General features: G+C 63.2%; 18 protein-coding genes. 7 read left to right on the forward strand and 11 right to left on the reverse strand.

Annotation, left to right across the window (positions count from 1 at the left end; all coding sequences use genetic code 11):
* Positions 1–8 precede the first annotated feature (8 nt).
* From ccmE to C9427_RS14885, 7 genes are all read right to left on the reverse strand, one after another.
* Positions 9–452 (reverse strand): cytochrome c maturation protein CcmE, encoded by a 444-nt coding sequence (gene ccmE / locus C9427_RS14855; RefSeq protein ID WP_107649894.1) that lies wholly within the window; start codon positions 450–452, stop codon positions 9–11.
* A gap of 3 nt (positions 453–455) precedes the next feature.
* Complete coding sequence (ccmI, locus tag C9427_RS14860; RefSeq protein WP_107649895.1) at positions 456–1,589, reverse strand: c-type cytochrome biogenesis protein CcmI; 1,134 nt, start codon at positions 1,587–1,589, stop codon at positions 456–458.
* A 123-nt stretch (positions 1,590–1,712) separates the two neighbouring features.
* On the reverse strand, positions 1,713–2,153 hold the full coding sequence (locus C9427_RS14865) for a hypothetical protein (RefSeq protein WP_107650157.1): 441 nt from the start codon (positions 2,151–2,153) through the stop codon (positions 1,713–1,715).
* A gap of 156 nt (positions 2,154–2,309) precedes the next feature.
* A complete protein-coding gene (locus tag C9427_RS14870; RefSeq protein ID WP_107649896.1) occupies positions 2,310–3,764 on the reverse strand; it encodes an ATP-binding protein in 1,455 nt (484 codons plus the stop codon).
* Positions 3,748–4,413, reverse strand: a complete 666-nt coding sequence (locus tag C9427_RS14875) for a response regulator transcription factor (protein WP_097574085.1) — start codon at positions 4,411–4,413, stop codon at positions 3,748–3,750. The genes C9427_RS14870 and C9427_RS14875 overlap by 17 nt, the downstream gene beginning before the upstream one ends.
* A 102-nt stretch (positions 4,414–4,515) precedes the next feature.
* Positions 4,516–4,815 carry a hypothetical protein gene (locus C9427_RS14880; RefSeq protein WP_107649897.1) on the reverse strand — a complete coding sequence of 100 codons (300 nt, stop codon included), beginning with the start codon at positions 4,813–4,815 and terminating at the stop codon, positions 4,516–4,518.
* 167 nt (positions 4,816–4,982) lie between these two features.
* Complete coding sequence (locus C9427_RS14885; RefSeq protein WP_107649898.1) at positions 4,983–5,390, reverse strand: DUF3168 domain-containing protein; 408 nt, start codon at positions 5,388–5,390, stop codon at positions 4,983–4,985.
* A gap of 187 nt (positions 5,391–5,577) precedes the next feature.
* Between C9427_RS14885 and C9427_RS34785 the strand changes: the two genes are divergently transcribed.
* Complete coding sequence (locus C9427_RS34785) at positions 5,578–6,078, forward strand: hypothetical protein (RefSeq protein ID WP_245437080.1); 501 nt, start codon at positions 5,578–5,580, stop codon at positions 6,076–6,078.
* Positions 6,079–6,155: 77 nt separating this feature from the next.
* On the opposite strand, the gene C9427_RS14900 is transcribed toward C9427_RS34785, so the two are convergent.
* Both C9427_RS14900 and C9427_RS14905 read right to left on the reverse strand, forming a co-directional pair.
* Positions 6,156–6,422, reverse strand: coding sequence for a DUF1488 family protein (locus C9427_RS14900; RefSeq protein ID WP_107649900.1), 267 nt, complete (start codon positions 6,420–6,422; stop codon positions 6,156–6,158).
* Complete coding sequence (locus C9427_RS14905; RefSeq protein WP_107649901.1) at positions 6,419–6,673, reverse strand: hypothetical protein; 255 nt, start codon at positions 6,671–6,673, stop codon at positions 6,419–6,421. Before C9427_RS14905 ends, C9427_RS14900 begins: the two co-directional genes overlap by 4 nt.
* Before the next feature lie 248 nt (positions 6,674–6,921).
* Here C9427_RS14905 and C9427_RS14910 point away from each other — a divergent pair, with 248 nt between their 5' ends.
* From C9427_RS14910 to C9427_RS34095, 4 genes are all read left to right on the forward strand, one after another.
* The gene (locus C9427_RS14910) at positions 6,922–7,236 is read left to right on the forward strand and encodes a co-chaperone GroES (protein ID WP_107649902.1); all 315 of its coding nucleotides are present in this window, start codon (positions 6,922–6,924) and stop codon (positions 7,234–7,236) included.
* Positions 7,237–7,333: 97 nt separating this feature from the next.
* Positions 7,334–8,956 carry a chaperonin GroEL gene (groL, locus tag C9427_RS14915; RefSeq protein ID WP_107649903.1) on the forward strand — a complete coding sequence of 541 codons (1,623 nt, stop codon included), beginning with the start codon at positions 7,334–7,336 and terminating at the stop codon, positions 8,954–8,956.
* Between the two features lie 81 nt (positions 8,957–9,037).
* On the forward strand, positions 9,038–9,427 hold the full coding sequence (locus tag C9427_RS14920; protein WP_107649904.1) for a hypothetical protein: 390 nt from the start codon (positions 9,038–9,040) through the stop codon (positions 9,425–9,427).
* Positions 9,428–9,526: 99 nt separating this feature from the next.
* Positions 9,527–9,688, forward strand: a complete 162-nt coding sequence (locus C9427_RS34095; protein ID WP_167434357.1) for a hypothetical protein — start codon at positions 9,527–9,529, stop codon at positions 9,686–9,688.
* Positions 9,689–9,703: 15 nt separating this feature from the next.
* Here the strand turns inward: C9427_RS34095 and C9427_RS14925 are convergent, their stop codons facing one another.
* Entirely contained in the window at positions 9,704–11,257 is a 1,554-nt protein-coding gene (locus C9427_RS14925) for a trimethylamine methyltransferase family protein (protein ID WP_107649905.1), read from the reverse strand.
* Between the two features lie 12 nt (positions 11,258–11,269).
* Positions 11,270–13,681 (reverse strand): GcvT family protein, encoded by a 2,412-nt coding sequence (locus C9427_RS14930; RefSeq protein ID WP_107650159.1) that lies wholly within the window; start codon positions 13,679–13,681, stop codon positions 11,270–11,272.
* A 120-nt stretch (positions 13,682–13,801) separates the two neighbouring features.
* Between C9427_RS14930 and C9427_RS14935 the strand changes: the two genes are divergently transcribed.
* Together C9427_RS14935 and C9427_RS14940 are read left to right on the forward strand one after the other, a co-directional pair.
* Complete coding sequence (locus C9427_RS14935) at positions 13,802–14,440, forward strand: TetR/AcrR family transcriptional regulator (protein WP_107649906.1); 639 nt, start codon at positions 13,802–13,804, stop codon at positions 14,438–14,440.
* Positions 14,441–14,618: 178 nt separating this feature from the next.
* Complete coding sequence (locus tag C9427_RS14940; protein ID WP_107649907.1) at positions 14,619–16,775, forward strand: transglycosylase domain-containing protein; 2,157 nt, start codon at positions 14,619–14,621, stop codon at positions 16,773–16,775.
* The last annotated feature ends 88 nt before the right edge of the window (positions 16,776–16,863 follow it).

Raw genomic sequence — 16,863 nt, forward strand, 5'->3', positions numbered from 1 at the left:
GAACCTGCTTACTCACTCTTGCTCTCCTGCCACACGCCCTTGGCCTTGAGGCCGTCGGCTACCTCCTTGGGCATATAGCTCTCGTCGTGCTTGGCCAGCACGCTGTCGGCGACAAAGACGCCGTCCGGGCCGAAACTGCCTTCAGTGATGACGCCCTGCTGCTCGCGGAAAAGGTCAGGCAGGATACCGGTATACATGACCTTGACCGACTTCTGCGTATCGGTCACCGAAAAAGCGACCGTGGCGCCCTGCCCGCGCTGGATGGTGCCTTTCTCGACCAGCCCGCCCAGCCTGATGCGCTGGCCCGGCTGCACACTGGCGGCGGTCAGGTCGGCGGGCATGTAGAAATAGGAGGCCTTCTGGCCGAGCGCATAGAAGGTCAGCCCGGTGGCCGCGCCGAGAAAGGCCAGGCCAGCGACGATCACCGACAATCTCTTCTGCTTGCGCGTCATCGTCTACTCCGTCGCCGTCAGGCCGAGCGAGGTGGCAAAGGCGGTGAATTTCCTGGCTTCCTCACTATCGGGGCCAAAGACGGCGATACCGCGATTAAGCGCATCGCGCGCCTGGTCGGCCTTGCCCAGCACAACATAGGAACGAACGAGTTGCATCCACCCCTCCGCGTTGCGCGGATCTTGCCGCAGTTTCTCGTCGAGGCCTGCAACCATGGTCTCGATCATCGCTTGCCTGTCCTGCGGCGACATGGACGATGCGGCGTCGACCTCCCCGGCATCCGGGCCCTTCGCGGGCTCGCCCGCGGCGACGGGTTTGTTCGCGGATTCGGCCAGCGCCTGCTCGACGGCGCCACGCCATAGCGAATCTTGCGGCAACGTGCCGAGCATTTTCTGCCAGGCGGCCACCGCTTCGGGGACGCGGCCCTCCTGCGCCAGGCCCATGGCAAGATAGAAGTTCGCCTTTGGATTGGCCGGATCGAGCTTCAAGGCTGCCTCGAACGCATCCTGCGCCTCGGCCGAAACGATGCCGCCGGCCGCATTGGCGATCGCCTCGCCGAGACCGGCCTGGCGAGCGGCGCTCTCGCCATCGAGGCGAATGGCGTTGCGATAGGCGCCGACCGCGTCGGGGAACCTCTGCATGCGCAGATAGATCGGCGCCAGCACATCCCAGCCCCTGCCATCGGACGGATTGGCGGCAAGATGGGCTTCGGCGCGCGCCACCAGTTCGTCCACCGAGCTGTCGGCGGGATTCTTGGCCAGGCGTGCGCTGAGCGGCTGCGACGGCAGGTCGGGCGAACCGAGCTCGCTGTAGAACCCCCAACTGATCAGCGGAACCGCCAGGACCGCAACCGTAGCGACCAGCCGCGTCGTCGTTGACGGTCCGACTGCCTTGGCGGCCGGATCTGCATTGCCCAGGCGAAGGATGCGGCGGGCGATTTCGGCGCGCGCCTCCTCGGCCTCGGCCGGCTGGATCAGGCCGCGCGCCGCGTCGCGGTCGAGTTCGGACAGTTGGTCGCGATAGACTTCAAGGTCATGGTCGCCGGCGGCGGACGCGCCCTTCGAGCCGCCGGCCAGCGGCAGCAGCACCGCCAGGCTTGCGCCCAGCGTGAGAATGGCGGCTATGACCCAGAAAAGCATGGTTCTTCCAATAGCGGCAGAGCCTTGTGCTGCCAACACAGGTGCACTGCGACGCTTTGACGACCGCAGCGCTGCATGTCCTTGATCGATATCAACCGAAGCGGCCGATCGGAACAATTGAGCTCAGGTCAGCGGTGTCCAACTGCCATCGGCGTTGCGGCAGGCGGTGCCCCGCGCGGTGGCGCCGGCGGTGCCGGTAAACACCGTATGGGTGTATTGCCGGCAATCCTGCGAACCGACGCGATAGGGCTGAGCAGCGACGACCTCGCCCGAGCGGCCCGAACTGTCGCCTTTCCATGTCACCTTCTGGCCGCTCGCGGTGTATTCGAGCGCCTTGTATTCGGCTTCCAGCGCCTTGCGCTTGTCCGCATCGCCGAGCCCCGAGCCGATCGATCCGCCGACGAGGCCGCCGCCCATGGCGGAAATGATCGTCGTCGTCACCTTGCCGCCGCCTGGCGGCAGTGAGGCCGGCTGCGGCGCAACCGTGACGTCCGGGCCTTTACCCAACGTCGTGCAGCCGGAAACGGCGAGCAGTGCGGAAACGAGCGCGACGCGAATCTTCATGCCAACAACCGGTTTTCTCGAGTTAGAGCTGGGTCGCGCCTTCGGGAGGTCGGCGTGGCCATAGTGTTGATGTTTGTCGGAAATTTGGCCATCGTCCGCGATCTCGGGATCAATCGACATGCCGCCATGGCATGTATCGTCCATCGACGTCGACCATTATTGAAGGCTCCGCAATCGAACCACCGCCTTCAACCCGCCCATGCCAGACCGTTCCAGCGCCAGAGCGCCTCCATATTCGTTGATCAGGTCGGCGACAATGGCAAGCCCGAGCCCTGTCCCCGGCTTTGTCTCGTCGAGACGCCGCCCGCGCTTCAGCACCTCGCGCGCCTTGTCCTCGGGAATGCCCGGGCCGTCATCCTCGATGCTGATCTCGAACAGATTGGCAAGACCTTCCTTGCCGGCGCCACCCTTGCCCGAGATTGGCGAAACCGACACGGCGACGGCGCCTTTTGCCCATTTCATCGCATTGTCGAGAAGATTGCCGAGCAATTCCTCCAGATCCTCACGTTCGCCGGCAAAGATAATATCGGTTGCCGGCAATGAAAGCGAGAGATCGGTCCGCGGGTTGAGTTTTTGCAGCACACGCACCATGCGCTGGACCAGCGGCGCCACCGGTGTGCGATAGACGACGCTGTCGCGTTGCGCGGCAACGCGGGCACGCTGCAAATAGTGGTCGACCTGCTTCTGCATGGAAGCGGCCTGCTCGGCGATGAGCTGACCCTGGGCGCCGCCAAGCGCCCGCCCCTCGTTGATGAGCACCGCCAGCGGCGTCTTCAGCGAATGGGCGAGGTTGCCGACCTGCGTGCGCGAACGCTCGACGATGCGCTTGTTGTTTTCGATGAGCGCATTGGTCTCGTTGGCAAGCGGTTCGATCTCTGCCGGGAAGTGGCCGTCGAGCCTTTGGGCCGTGCCCTCGCGCACCATGGCAAGCGCGTTGCGGACCCGGCGCAAGGGCTGCAGGCCGAGCAGGATGGCGATCGCGTTGATGGCGATCATGCCGACGCCGAACAGGGAAAGATAAGTAAGCAGGCGGCGCTGGAAGCTGGCAATCTCCTGGTCGAGCTCAGTCTGGTTGCCCATGACGCGGAAGCGCGCGGCGCGGTTTTTCGCGTCGAGGACGAACTCGCTCTCGAACACTTCCAGCTCCTCGCCATCGATGCCTTCCGTGGCGTAGCTGCGCTGGAAGCTGGAATTGAAAGGAACCTCGGCGACGCTCGGCGACGGGATCGTCTTGGTCATCGAGGATGAATGAAGATCACCGTGCACGCCTTCCGATGCGGGCTCCACCGACCAGTACCAGCCCGAATTCGGCTCCGAGAATCGCAGATCGCCAAGGTCGGGGGCGCCGGTCAGCGAACCGCCTTCGGACACGCCGACGGAACCGATCAGATTGAACAGATGCGCCGAAAGCAGGCTGTCGAAGCCACGCTCGCTCGCCTGGCGGTAGAGCGTGGTGATGAGGGTGAAGATGACGATCAGGGTGAGGATCGCCCAGATCGTGGAAAAGGCGATCACCCGGAACGCCAGCGATCGCGGCCACAACCGCAGCGAAAGCGGCGACCTTATGGTTTGCTGGGTAGGCAGCGGTTCCGCCTTATGCCTCCGGCTCACGCATGCGGTAGCCCATGCCGCGAACGGTTTCGATCATGTCGATGCCCATCTTCTTGCGAAGCCGCCCGACAAAGACCTCGATTGTGTTGGAATCGCGGTCGAAATCCTGGTCGTAGAGATGCTCGACCAGCTCCGTGCGGGACACGACCTCGCCCATATGATGCATCAGATAGGCAAGCAGGCGGAATTCGTGCGACGTCAGCTTTAGCGGCACGCCGTTGACATCGGCCTTGGACGCCTTGGTGTCGAGACGCAGCGGCCCGCAGGTCAATTCCGACGACGCATGGCCGGCCGCGCGCCGGATCAAGGCCCGGACCCTGGCCAGCACCTCCTCGATGTGGAACGGCTTGGTGACATAGTCGTCGGCGCCGGCGTCGATGCCGGATACCTTGTCGCTCCAGCGGTCGCGCGCCGTCAGGATAAGGACCGGCATCTTGCGGCCGCCGCGGCGCCAGCGCTCGACCACGCTGATGCCGTCCATCTGCGGCAGGCCGATGTCGAGAACCACTGCGTCATAAGGCTCGGTGTCACCGAGAAAATGACCCTCCTCGCCGTCGAAAGCCTTGTCGACGACATAGCCGGCATCAGCCAACGCGTCCGAAATCTGCCGGTTGAGATCCTTGTCATCTTCGACGACGAGTACGCGCATGCGGGGATCGTTACCTGTTGAAGCGTTGGCCTGTTGCCGGTGTCAGATATAGGCCGATTCCAGCGGCCTGGGAAACGCCAGCCTTTTTGAAATGGAAGAGGGTCAGTTCAGCGGAACCACGATTTCGGAGCGGCGCGGGCGCTGCCCGTCCTTGCCCGGGACCAGCACGACGATGACGCAGACCGCCTGGCCACCGCGCGTCGACTGCGAGGCCTTGGCCAGCGTGCCGCCATTCTGCTGTGCAACCTGCTGGCCGATCGCGTAGCAGTCGGAAGCGGCGAGGATGATCGGTGAAGCCTGCTCAGGCACGGCCACCGGCAGCGCCGTCGCCTGCGACGCGAACAGACCGGTCGCAGCAAGCGCCAGTATCGCGGTTTTGAGGTGGGAGCGAAGCGTTTTCATGGTCGGTGTTGTAACGCATCGGTGCTGAACGTGAAATGAACGGTGAACGCCCGAAAAACCATGCCCGCAACACCCCTGAAACGCGAGACAACCGACTTGAGACCCCCAACCCGGTGAAGTCAGCGAAAGGCCAGTCTAGACTCTGTTTCACCGATATTGAAAGTGCCTCAGGCGTTTTCCTGCGTGATGGCGCGAAAGCGCAGCAGTCCATGATGGACCGCCAGATCCTCGTCAAAGCGGGCTTCTGCAAATTCCAGGGACAGCCGTGTCTGGCCATGCGGGCCAATGGCCAGCGCAGCATCCGCAAGACGCGCCTCGATCCTGTCCATGATGTTACGCGTTTCGGCGTCGCCATGGGCTTTCGACCAGACGTGCAGCGTGACAAGCTGATCGGCGTCGTTGTCGGCACCAGTGTCCCAGTCAAAAGCGCTGGTATGGCCGCAAGTCACGTAGGGAAAGGCGACGTTGCCGGTCGCCTGCTCGACAAGGCCGGCGCCGCCCAGCAGCGCCGATAGCGATGCGTCGCTTCTCAATCTCTGGAACAGGGCCTGCTGCAAATCGCCGGGCGCCGTCATCTGTCATCCCCTCGCCGGTCGCGCTTTGACAGGCTTTGCGCCCGCGACGCTTCCTGCTTCCAACCTAACCGCGTTGAGCTTCCCGCGCCAGATCGTCCGACCATCATATGGCCGCCTTCAGCGCGCCAGGGACGCCTTTGTAGTGGCCCGCCTGTTTTTATTTGGCATGCAAGGAGTTTGAAGAAGCGTGCTATGGAAGTCCCTGGTTTCTCCGGACATTCGAGGTCGTTTTCGTGCGCGAACCATCGCTGCTGCCTGTTTTTGGAAAGCTTGGGATCAAGCCATCGGTTCCGATTTCAGCGAGACCGATTGTGGCGAAGAGCATGAACGGCATGTTGGCAGGCATGCGGAAGTTTCTATCTCTGCACGGAGGCATGGCCTTGAAACTGTCCGTGGTAATCTGGACAGTCGCTGTTCTGGCGGCAGTGTTCTTCGTCATGCAGACCTGACGGCATCGACATCTGTCGGCAGGGTGCGGCAGTCAAAGGGCGTCAGAATGGCAAACCGTTATGCATTGCGTATGGAGCAGCCCGACAGCTGGACCATCTTTGACGTCTTCACTGGCCAGCCTGCCGAACTCAAGCACCAAATCATGGTCGGCATGAACACGCGCGATGCTGACGCAATGGTCGATCGGCTTAACAGCCGGGACGTCAGGCGGCGGGCAAAGGTAGATCGCAAGCCCTGAGGCACGCCTGCTCCGCCGGCACATTTGGATCGGGATGGATCTGGCGCGTCGGCCCCGAACGCAAGGACATTCGGGATTTAGCGAAAATCGGCTGCGGTCAGCACATAGATGCTCTTACGGGTGCGCGCATAGGCGTTCCTGGCTACATCATGGATCGAACTGGACGCCGTGTCGAAGGCAGCGAGATAGCCGGCTTCGTCGGCGGCCGTTCCCGGCTGCATCTTCGACATGGCGTCGGCGGCGATAGAGAAGGAAATCTGGAACATGCCGTCATGGCCGACGAAGCGGATACGCTTGCCCGCCTCATCATAACTGCGGCTGCGATTGGGGAATGTCAGGCTCATGATTTCACCTCCGGCGTAGAAGCCTTCTTTGCTGCCCGCTTTTTCTTCGGCGTCGGGTTCAGGGCCTCCGCGGCACGGTCGGCCTCTTCCTTGGCCAGCCGCAGCGCCCGCAGCCTTGCCGTCTTGATGACCCTGGCCTTTGCCTCGGAAACATATTCGGCCGTCGCCTGGTTTCGCTCCGCAGTTTTCTTCTGCTTCTCCATGAACCGCGCTTCGGCTTTCTCCATGATATTCTGGCCAGATTCCGCCATCGATAAAATCTCCTTATTGGTCGAGATGATGAAAGTGGGTTTCTCGTTTAAGATAGGGACTCGCAATGAAAAATTCAATTTCCGGGTTATTTTTGATTTATCGCCGACCTTAAAATGAAAAAGTAGAATAATACTTTTAAATATTTCCCGCAGTCCCGGGAATATTTTTTGGCACTCCTATCAATCGAGTGCCAACGGGCCTATAGAAAAGGGGGCGGCCGCCTAAGCCGGCCCCAGAAAGAGTTCCCATGAAATTCCGGCCACTCCATGATCGCGTCGTCATTCGGCGCGCCGAAAGCGACACCAAATCCAAGGGCGGCATCATCATTCCCGACAATGCCAAGGAAAAGCCGCAGGAAGGCGAAGTGATCGCCGTCGGTCCGGGCGCTCGTGACGAAAGCGGCGCGCTGATCGCGCTCGACGTCAAGGCCGGCGACCTCATCCTATTCGGCAAATGGTCGGGAACCGAGGTCAAAATAGACGGCGAGGACCTTCTGATCATGAAGGAGGCCGACATTATGGGCATCATCGACAAGACCATCGCTACCAAGAAGGCCGCCTGATCGGGCGGGGAACCGCCAACAGCTTTCGATGCCTTAAGCGACCAGCCGATTGCCCAAACGAAGCGGCCGATTCCACCAACGAACGGGATGAAAAATCATGTCTGCCAAGGAAATCAAATTTTCCACCGACGCGCGTGACCGCATGCTGCGCGGCGTCGAGATCCTCAACAACGCCGTCAAGGTGACGCTCGGCCCCAAGGGCCGCAATGTCATCATCGACAAGGCCTATGGCGCGCCGCGCATCACCAAGGACGGGGTGACCGTGGCCAAGGAAATCGAGCTTTCCGACAAGTTCGAGAACATGGGCGCCCAGATGGTGCGCGAAGTGGCCTCCAAAACCAACGACCTTGCAGGCGACGGCACCACCACCGCCACGGTGCTGGCCGCTTCGATCCTGCGCGAGGGCGCCAAATTCGTTGCCGCCGGCATGAACCCGATGGACCTCAAGCGCGGCATCGACCTTGCCGTCGCCGCCGTTGTCAAGGAGATCCAGGCGCGCGCGAAGAAGGTCAAATCCTCCGATGAAATCGCGCAGGTTGGCACCATTGCCGCCAATGGCGACGTCACCGTCGGCGCCATGATCGCCAAGGCGATGGACAAGGTCGGTAATGACGGCGTCATCACCGTCGAGGAAGCCAAGACCGCTGACACCGAACTCGACGTCGTCAAGGGCATGCAGTTCGACCGCGGATATCTCTCGCCCTATTTCGTCACCAATGCCGAGAAGATGCGCGTCGAGCTGGAGGACCCTTATGTCCTCATCCATGAAAAGAAGCTCGGCAATCTGCAGGCGATGCTGCCGATCCTCGAAGCCGTGGTGCAAAGCGGCAAGCCGCTGGTGATCATCTCCGAGGACGTCGAAGGCGAAGCGCTGGCGACGCTGGTCGTCAACAAATTGCGCGGCGGCCTCAAGGTCGCGGCCGTCAAGGCGCCGGGCTTCGGCGACCGCCGCAAGGCCATGCTGGAAGACATCGCCGTGCTTACCGCCGGCCAGATGATTTCCGAGGACCTCGGCATCAAGCTGGAAAACATCACCCTCGACATGCTCGGCCGCGCCAAGCGCGTGCTGATCGAAAAAGACACGACCACGATCATCGACGGCGCCGGCGAGAAGGCAACCGTCCAGGCGCGCGTCACACAGATCAAGGGGCAGATCGAGGAGACCACCTCCGACTACGACAAGGAGAAGCTGCAGGAGCGGCTGGCAAAGCTCGCCGGCGGCGTTGCGGTCATTCGCGTCGGCGGCGCCACCGAGTCTGAAGTCAAGGAAAAGAAGGACCGCATCGACGACGCGCTGAATGCCACGCGTGCCGCAGTCGAAGAGGGCATCGTTCCGGGCGGCGGCGTCGCCTTGCTGCGCGCCAAGGCCGTGCTGAAAGGGCTGACCGGAGCCAATGCCGATGTGACGGCAGGCATTTCGATCGTGTCGAGAGCACTCGAAGCGCCGATCCGCCAGATCGCCGAGAACTCCGGCGTTGAGGGTTCGATCGTCGTCGGCAGGCTCACCGACAGCAAGGATCACAACCAGGGCTTCGACGCCCAGAACGAAACCTATGTCGACATGATCAAGGCCGGCATCGTCGACCCAGCAAAGGTGGTGCGGACAGCACTGCAGGATGCTGGTTCGATCGCGGCATTGCTGATCACTGCGGAAGCCATGATCACCGACATTCCCGCCAAGGATGCCGCGTCTGCGGCCGGCGGCGGCATGGGCTACTGACTATCGCCTAGACAAGCCTGCAGCGCCCCCGCCGAATGGCCGGGCGACCGATCCCAACATCAACCAGGAAGGAACCGTTCCGTGGCCACACAAAGCAGCAAGCCATCTCTCGCGCGTCGATGGGAAGATTACCAGCCGGCCAAATCCACGCTTTTGTGGGCATGTGCGGCAACCGTCGTGGCCACGCTGATCATCGGTTTCAACTGGGGTGGCTGGATGACCGGTGGCACCTCACGCGCGCTGGCGACAACTGCCGGCGAGGTGGCGCGCGGCGAACTGGCCTCGGCAGTCTGCGTCGATCGCTTCAACGCAGCGCCCGATGCGGCCGCCAAGCTTGCTGAGTTCAAGGCCCTGACCGACAGCTACAAGAAGCGACAGTTCGTTGAGACAGGCGGCTGGGCGACCATGCCCGGAAAAACCTCTCCCGACAGGCTGGGTGCACAAAGCTGCGCGGTCGCTCTCGCCGCCTGACATCTTGTTTCTGAGAGAACCGAACTCTTCGCGAGATCGTGAAAAACAGCCGCCGGGGCATCTTCCCCGGCGCGCGGCCGTCGGCAAGGAGATCGATCCATGATTGCATTCGTTCCGAAGCCAAATGCTGTGGCGAAGACCAAAGTGGCAGAGGAAAGCCGCTTCGATCGCATTCGCAGACTTGCCGATAAGCATAGGAAAGCTGACACCGGCACGATACGCCGCGACCCGCAGAAGACCAGCGACAAACGCCCTATGTGACGCCCGCGTGCCGCCTCAAGACACCGGTGCCGCACCGCCCTCTTCGGTACGCCGCGCTATGAATTCGTCGAGAACGCCTGACATGGCGGCGGCCGAAGCCGGCGGCCGAAAGTCGGCGAGCAGCCGTTTCCAGATGCCGGTGGCGCGCTCCGTGGCGGTTCTTGACCCGGCCTGCGTCCAATTGCCGAAATTGGACCAGTCGGCGACCAGCGGCTCGTAGAAGGCGGTGCGGTAGCGTGCCATAGTGTGTCCGGCCGAGAAGAAATGCCCGCCGGGCTGCACTTCGGCGATCGCCTCGAAGCCGATCGCGGCCTCGTCGCCGGGCGTCGCCACGCAGAGTTCGGCGATGGTCTGCAACGCCTCGATATCGGTGATCAACTTCTCGAAGGATACGCTCAGGCCGCCTTCGAGCCAGCCGGCGGCATGGATGCAGACGGTGGCGCCGGCAAGCACCGAACCCCACAAAGCGAACTGCGTTTCGTGGGCCGCCTGCGCGTCCGAGATGTTGGCGGCGCTGCCGCCGCCGGACCGCCAGGGAAGGCCGGTGAAGCGGGCAAGCTGGCCGGCGCCGAGCGTTGCCTTGACATGCTCCGGCGTGCCGAAGGCCGGCGCACCCGACTTCATGTCGACATTGGAGGAGAAGGAGCCGTAGACGACCGGCGCACCCGGCCGCACGATCTGGGCGAGCGCCAGTCCGGCCAGCGCCTCGGCATGCTGCAAGGTCAGCGCGCCGGCGACGGTGATCGGCGCCATGGCGCCGGCCAGGCAGAAGGGCGTGATGATAGACACCTGCCCTGCCCTGGCGAAATCGATGATGCCTTGCGCCATCGGAATATCGAGCTGGCGCGGCGAGTTGGTGTTGATGACGGTGTAGCAATGGGCGCCGCTCAAGAATTCGTCCTCCGACAGGCCGCGCGCCAGCCTGATCATGGCAAAACCGTCCTCGACCTGCGGCGTGCCGCGGGCGAAGACGAAGGGGACCTTGTCCGACAGCGTTAGTTGCGCCCGGTTGACGGCGTAGTGGCGGAAGCGGTTGTCGACATCCTGCGGCTCGATGCAAGGCCCCAGCATGTGCAGAACGTCGAAGTGCTGCACCAGCCGGATGAAGTCCTCGAATGCGGCAAGCGTTCCCGGCCGCCGGCCGTGTTCGAGATCGGTGACGTTGGGCGCGCCGCAGCCGGCCAGGAACGTCATCGTACCAAGCTCGAGCGCGATATCGCGCGAGCGGTCGCCGGCGCGTGTCGTGATCGACTTCGGCGCCGAGGTAAGTGCGGCCGCGACGATATCGCGGCCGATGCGCACCATCTGGCTGTCCTCGTCGACCAGCGCGCCGGCACTGGCATAGGCTGCACGCGCCTGCGGCAGCAACACCTTGATGCCGAGCTCTTCGAGCACCCGCAGCGCCGTGTCGTGGATGGCGACGACCTGATCTTCGGAAAAGACCGGCTGCGGCAGGAAGGGATTCTTCAGCGAGCGATAGTCGGGCCGCCGGCTGGATTCGCTGCCGGCCTCGCCAGTGCGTCCGCGCCGGCGCTCGCGCCTGATATCACGTGCGGCTTCATCGACCATCGCAGAACCTCCTCATTGCCGCATCGCCTTGCCCAAGGGATCGTAGGGAGAGGCCGCAATGATCCGTGCCGGCCGCTCCACGCCGACGATGTGCACAGATAAGGCAGTGCCCTCCCCGGCGAAATCGCGGTCGACCAGCGCCAGCGCGAGGCTCTTGCCGACCGAATAGCCATAGCCGCCCGAGGTGACGAAGCCAATGCGCCGGCCCTTGTGCCAGACCGGCTCGAAGCCGCTGGCATCGGCATCGACGGCGTCGACCTCAAGCGTCACGACGCACCGTGTGGTGACGCCCTCGCGCTCCTTCAATGCAGCCTCGCGGCCGATGAAGCCGTCCTTGCCGAAGGCGATGAAACGATCGAGGCCGGTCTGGCCTGGCGTATAACCCTGGGTGAATTCGCGCGACCAGATGCCGAAGCTCTTTTCCAGCCTAAGCACATTCAACGCATAGAAGCCGATCTCGGCAAGGCCGATATCCTCGCCGGCGGCAAGCAGCGTTTCGCGCAAGGTGGCATGCATACTGGCCGGGCAGTTGATCTCGAAGCCGAGCTCGCCGGCAATCGACAGACGCGCGACACGCGCACGCGCCATGCCGATGTCGAATTCGCCGCAGGCCATGAACGGCAAGGCGTCAGCCGAAATATCCTGATGCGTGGTGCGTGCAAGAACCGCCCGCGCATTCGGTCCAGTGACGAGGAAGCCGGACATTGCGTCGGAGATATCGGTGACGCTCACGCCTTCCGCCGCATGGGCCTCGAACCAGCGCATGTGGAATTCCCTGAGATAGTAGGAGCCCATGATCCAGTAGTCGCCGCCACCCCAGTTGAAGACGGTCAGATCGCCCTTCAGCCGGCCATCATGGCCGAGCATCGGCGCGAGCTTCGCCTGCCCCGGCTTCGGCAGCCTGCAGGCCAGCAGCCGGTCGAGCCAAGCCTCGGCGCCCGGACCCGAGACGGCATAGCGCGAAAAGGCCGATGTATCGACGAGGCCGGCGGCGCGCCGGACCTGCAGCACCTCGTCGCCGACGATGTCGAAGGCGTTGGAGCGCTTCAGCGTGGTGTTTTCGCGAAAGCCCATCGGCGCGAAATAGGCGGGGATTTCCAACCCCCACGACGCGGTCCATTCGCATCCGGCCGCCGTCATGCCGTCATAGGCGCCGGGGCGTTTCAGCGGCCGCCCGGCGGGTAGGCGCTCATTGGGAAAGGTCATGACGAAGCGGCGTGCGTAGAACTGGCGCGTCGTCTGCTTGAGATAACAGCGGTTGGCGGCAAAGGCGCCATAGCGGGCAATGTCCATGCCGAAAATGTCGGCCTGCGGTTCGCCATGGATCATCCATTCGGCCAGCGATTTACCGACGCCGCCGCCCTGGCTGAAACCGGCCATGACGCCGCAGGCGACCCAGTAGTTCCTGACGCCGCGCACCGGCCCGACGATCGGGTTGCCGTCCGGTGTGAAGGTGAAGGCGCCGTTGACCCATTTGCGGATGCCGGCGGTGGCAAGGCAGGGAAAGCGCTCATAGGCCCTGGAGAGCTCCGGACTGATGCGCTCGATGTCTTCCGGGATCAGCTCGATGCCGTAGTCCCACGGCGCTCCATCCATGTTCCAGTGCTTTGGGTTCTGCTCATAGAGGCCGATCAGGACGCCCTTGCGCTCCTGGCGCAGATAGGCAAAGCCGTCGAGATCGACGGCAAGGCCAAGCTCCCTGTCGAGCGCCGCGACCTCCGGAATGTCCTCGGTGACGAAATAGTGGTGCTCCATCGGTGTCACCGGCAGGTCGACGCCGACCATTCGGCCGAGCTGCTTTGCCCAGAGGCCGCCGGCATTGACGACATGCTCGGCAACGATCGTGCCCTGCTCGGTGATGACGTCCCAGCCGCCATCGGCGCGCGGCTTAAGGTCGAGGACACGGTTGCGCAGGATGACATCGGCGCCGCGCTTTTTCGCCGCTCCGGCATAGGCGTGCGTCGTGCCGTAAGGGTCGAGATGGCCTTCGTTGGAATCATAGAGACCGCCCAGCACATCGCTGACATCGACGATCGGGCAGATCGCCTTGATCTCCTCGGGCGTCACCAGCCGGGCGGTCTCGATGCCGACCGACTGGAACACCGCCCAGGCCGATTTCAGCCACTCCCAGCGAGCGGGGTCGCTGGCCATGTTGACGCCGCCGGTCATGTGCAGGCCGGCATTCTGGCCGGATTCGGCCTCGATCTCGCGATAGAGCTTGATCGTATAGTCCTGCAACGCCGCGACATTGGGATCGGCATTGAGCGCATGGAATCCGGCCGCCGCGTGCCAGGTGGAGCCGGCCGTCAGTTCGGCACGCTCGATCAGCGCGACGTCGGTCCAGCCGAACCGCGCCAGGTGGTAGAGCACCGAGGCGCCAACCACGCCACCCCCGATGACGACTGCACGATAGTGCGACTTCACGGCTTCCTCCGGGCTGCTCGACCTCGGCACCATATATGTACTGTACATATGTGTCTAGAGTGTAGACATAGATGTCCAGTCGGCTTGCGCGTCGTTACCCGTCATGCCAAGTGTGGGTGCATGATCGTGATCGCTCCACAGGACGAGCCGGCGCCCGGCAACATCAAGGTAACGCGCTGGGACTGGATCAATCTTGCGCTGCAGACGCTGATTTCCGATGGCGTCGAAAGCGTGCGCGTGCTGCCGCTCGGCCAGAAGCTCGGCGTGTCGCGATCGAGCTTCTACTGGTATTTCCAGAGCCGCCAGGATCTGCTCGACCAGTTGCTCGCCCATTGGCACGAGACCAACACCAAGGCGATCGTCGAACGCGCAAGGCGACCGGCCAAAAGCATCATCATGGGCGTCTTGAACGTGTTCGAATGCTGGGCCGACGAGCGGCTGTTCGATCCCAGGCTCGACTTCGCCATCCGCGAATGGGCGCGGCGTTCCGACGACGTGCGCCGGGCGATCGACAAAGCCGACGACGATCGGCTGAGCGCCATCCGCGACATGTATCGCCGGCATGGCTATGACGAGGAAGACGCCTTCATCCGTGCCCGGGTGCTCTATTACATGCAGATAGGCTACTACATGCTCGACCTTAGGGAACCCGTCGAGGCACGGGTCAGTCATCTGGCCGCCTACCTGCGCAGTTTCACCGGCCAGGAGCCTGAAGAGGCCGACGTGGCGCATTTCATGCGCTTTATGGCGGCACGGTGACGTCGGAAGCGTGCGCGCTTGCAACAAGCGCGCCCTTTTCGATCAACAGACCTCGCGCATGAGCCTGCCTTACCCTTGTGAGCAGCGCTAAAATGGACGCATAGTCGCGGGCAGTGCGCCGCCCTGAAATTGCCCGCTTGCGGTTCTCAAGGTCGCGCTGGGGGGGTGGATTTCCGGAATGACCAATCCTTTGGAGCCACGCAAGAGAAGAGGCCCGATCGCCGCCAGGCTGCTCGCGATCGATGCGTGGCTCGATTCCTCGCTCTACGAGATCGGCTTCAAGGCGCGCCAGTTCTGGGAAGCGGCCACCATTTTTTTCCGGCGTTTTCGCGTCACCGGCTGGCGCCGCGGCACCATCGAATTCTTGAGCGAAGGCTTCACGCTCGGCGCCGGCGGCATCGTCGTCATGCTGGCGCTCGCCTTGCCGGCTTTCCAGGAAACGGCAGGCGACTGGCGTGCCCAGGGCGACTTTGCCGTCACCTTCCTCGACCGCTACGGCAACGAGATCGGCCAGCGCGGCATCATCCAGCGCGATTCGGTGCCGGTCGACGAGATGCCCGACCAGGTCATCAAGGCAGTGCTGGCCACCGAGGACCGGCGTTTCTTCGATCACCACGGCATCGACGTGCTCGGCCTTTCCCGCGCCATTTTCGAGAATGTGCGGGCCAATTCGGTCGTCCAGGGTGGTTCGAGCATCACCCAGCAGCTCGCCAAGAATCTGTTCCTGACCAACGAACGGACGCTGGAGCGCAAGATCAAGGAGGCCTTCCTGTCGCTGTGGCTCGAGGCCAATCTGTCGAAGAAGGAAATCCTCCAGCTCTATCTCGACCGCGCCTATATGGGCGGCGGCACATTCGGCATCGAGGCGGCGGCCGATTTCTATTTCGGCAAGAGCGTCAAGGACCTCAACCTCGCCGAGGCGGCGATGCTGGCCGGCCTGTTCAAGGCGCCGACAAAATACGCGCCGCATATCAACCTGCCGGCGGCCCGCGCGCGGGCCAATGTGGTGTTGTCCAACCTGGTCGATGCCGGCTTCATGAGCGAAGGCCAGGTGCTGCAGGCAAGGCTGCATCCGGCCGAAATCGTCGACCGCGGCGAGCAGAAGAGCCCGGACTATTATCTCGACTGGGCCTTCGACGAGGTCAAGAAGATCGCCAAGCCTGGCCAGCATTCGCTGGTCGCCCACACCACTTTCGACGCCAACATCCAGAAGGCGGCAGAAGAATCGATGGAGTTCCACCTCCGTCAATTCGGCAAGGAGTACAACGTCACCGAAGGCGCCATGGTGGTCATCGAGACCAATGGCGCGGTCAGGGCGATCGTCGGCGGCCGCGATTATGGCGCCAGCCAGTTCAACCGCGCCACCAGGGCGCTGCGCCAGACCGGCTCGTCGTTCAAACCCTATGTCTATGCGACGGCCATGGAACACGGCTTCACGCCGAACTCGGTCGTTTCCGGCGGACCGATCTCCTGGGGTGGCTGGTCGCCTCACAATTACAATGGCGGATCCGCAGGCAATGTCACGCTGATGACGGCGATCGCCAAATCGATCAACACGGTGCCGGTGCGGTTGGCCAAGGACCATCTCGGTATCAAGCCGATCAAGGCAATGGCCGAAGCGATGGGCGTCGAATCGCCGCTCGAATCGCACAAGACCATGGTGCTCGGCACATCCGGCATGACCGTGATGGACCAGGCGACAGGCTACAGCGTGTTCGCGCAGAACGGCTTTGTCGGCTCCCGCCACGGCATCTCACAGCTCGTCACCCGTACCGGCGAGGTGGTCTACGACTTCGCCAAGGACGCGCCGCCGCCGCACCGTGTGCTGTCCGAACAGGCGCTCAAATACATGAACACCATGCTGGCGGCGGTGCCGGTGATGGGCACGGCGCGGCGCGCGGCCCTTCCCAACATCGTTTCCGCGGGCAAGACCGGCACCACCCAGGCCTACCGCGATGCCTGGTATGTCGGCTTCACCGGCAATTACACCGCTGCTGTGTGGATGGGCAATGACGATTTCTCTCCTACCAGGAACATGACCGGCGGCTCGTTGCCGGCCATGGTGTGGCAACGCCTGATGGTCTACGCGCACCAGAATATCGACCTCAAGCCGATCCCCGGTCTCGAACACCCCTTCGTCGACGAAGAGGTCGCGGCCAAGGCCGTGGAGGCGGAGAAGAAAAACGCCGAGAAGGCAGCGGCTGACGCCGCCGCCGAGCGGCCGCCAGTGCTGTCCAGCCAGACCACGCAGACGCTGCGGGACATGACCAGGCTGTTCCAGTCGGCGCCTGTCCTCCAGCCCCCCGCGGCGCCGGAGACCCTGTCGGCGCTTTGACCTGCCGCTAGCTCAGCGTCGGGATCTGCGTCGCGGCAATCTGACGGCCACGCTTGCCATGGCCCCCTGCCCCGCGATATCCCGAGCA

It is taken from the genome of Mesorhizobium helmanticense (assembly GCF_003034915.1).
GTDB classification, from domain to species: Bacteria; Pseudomonadota; Alphaproteobacteria; order Rhizobiales; family Rhizobiaceae; genus Mesorhizobium; species Mesorhizobium helmanticense.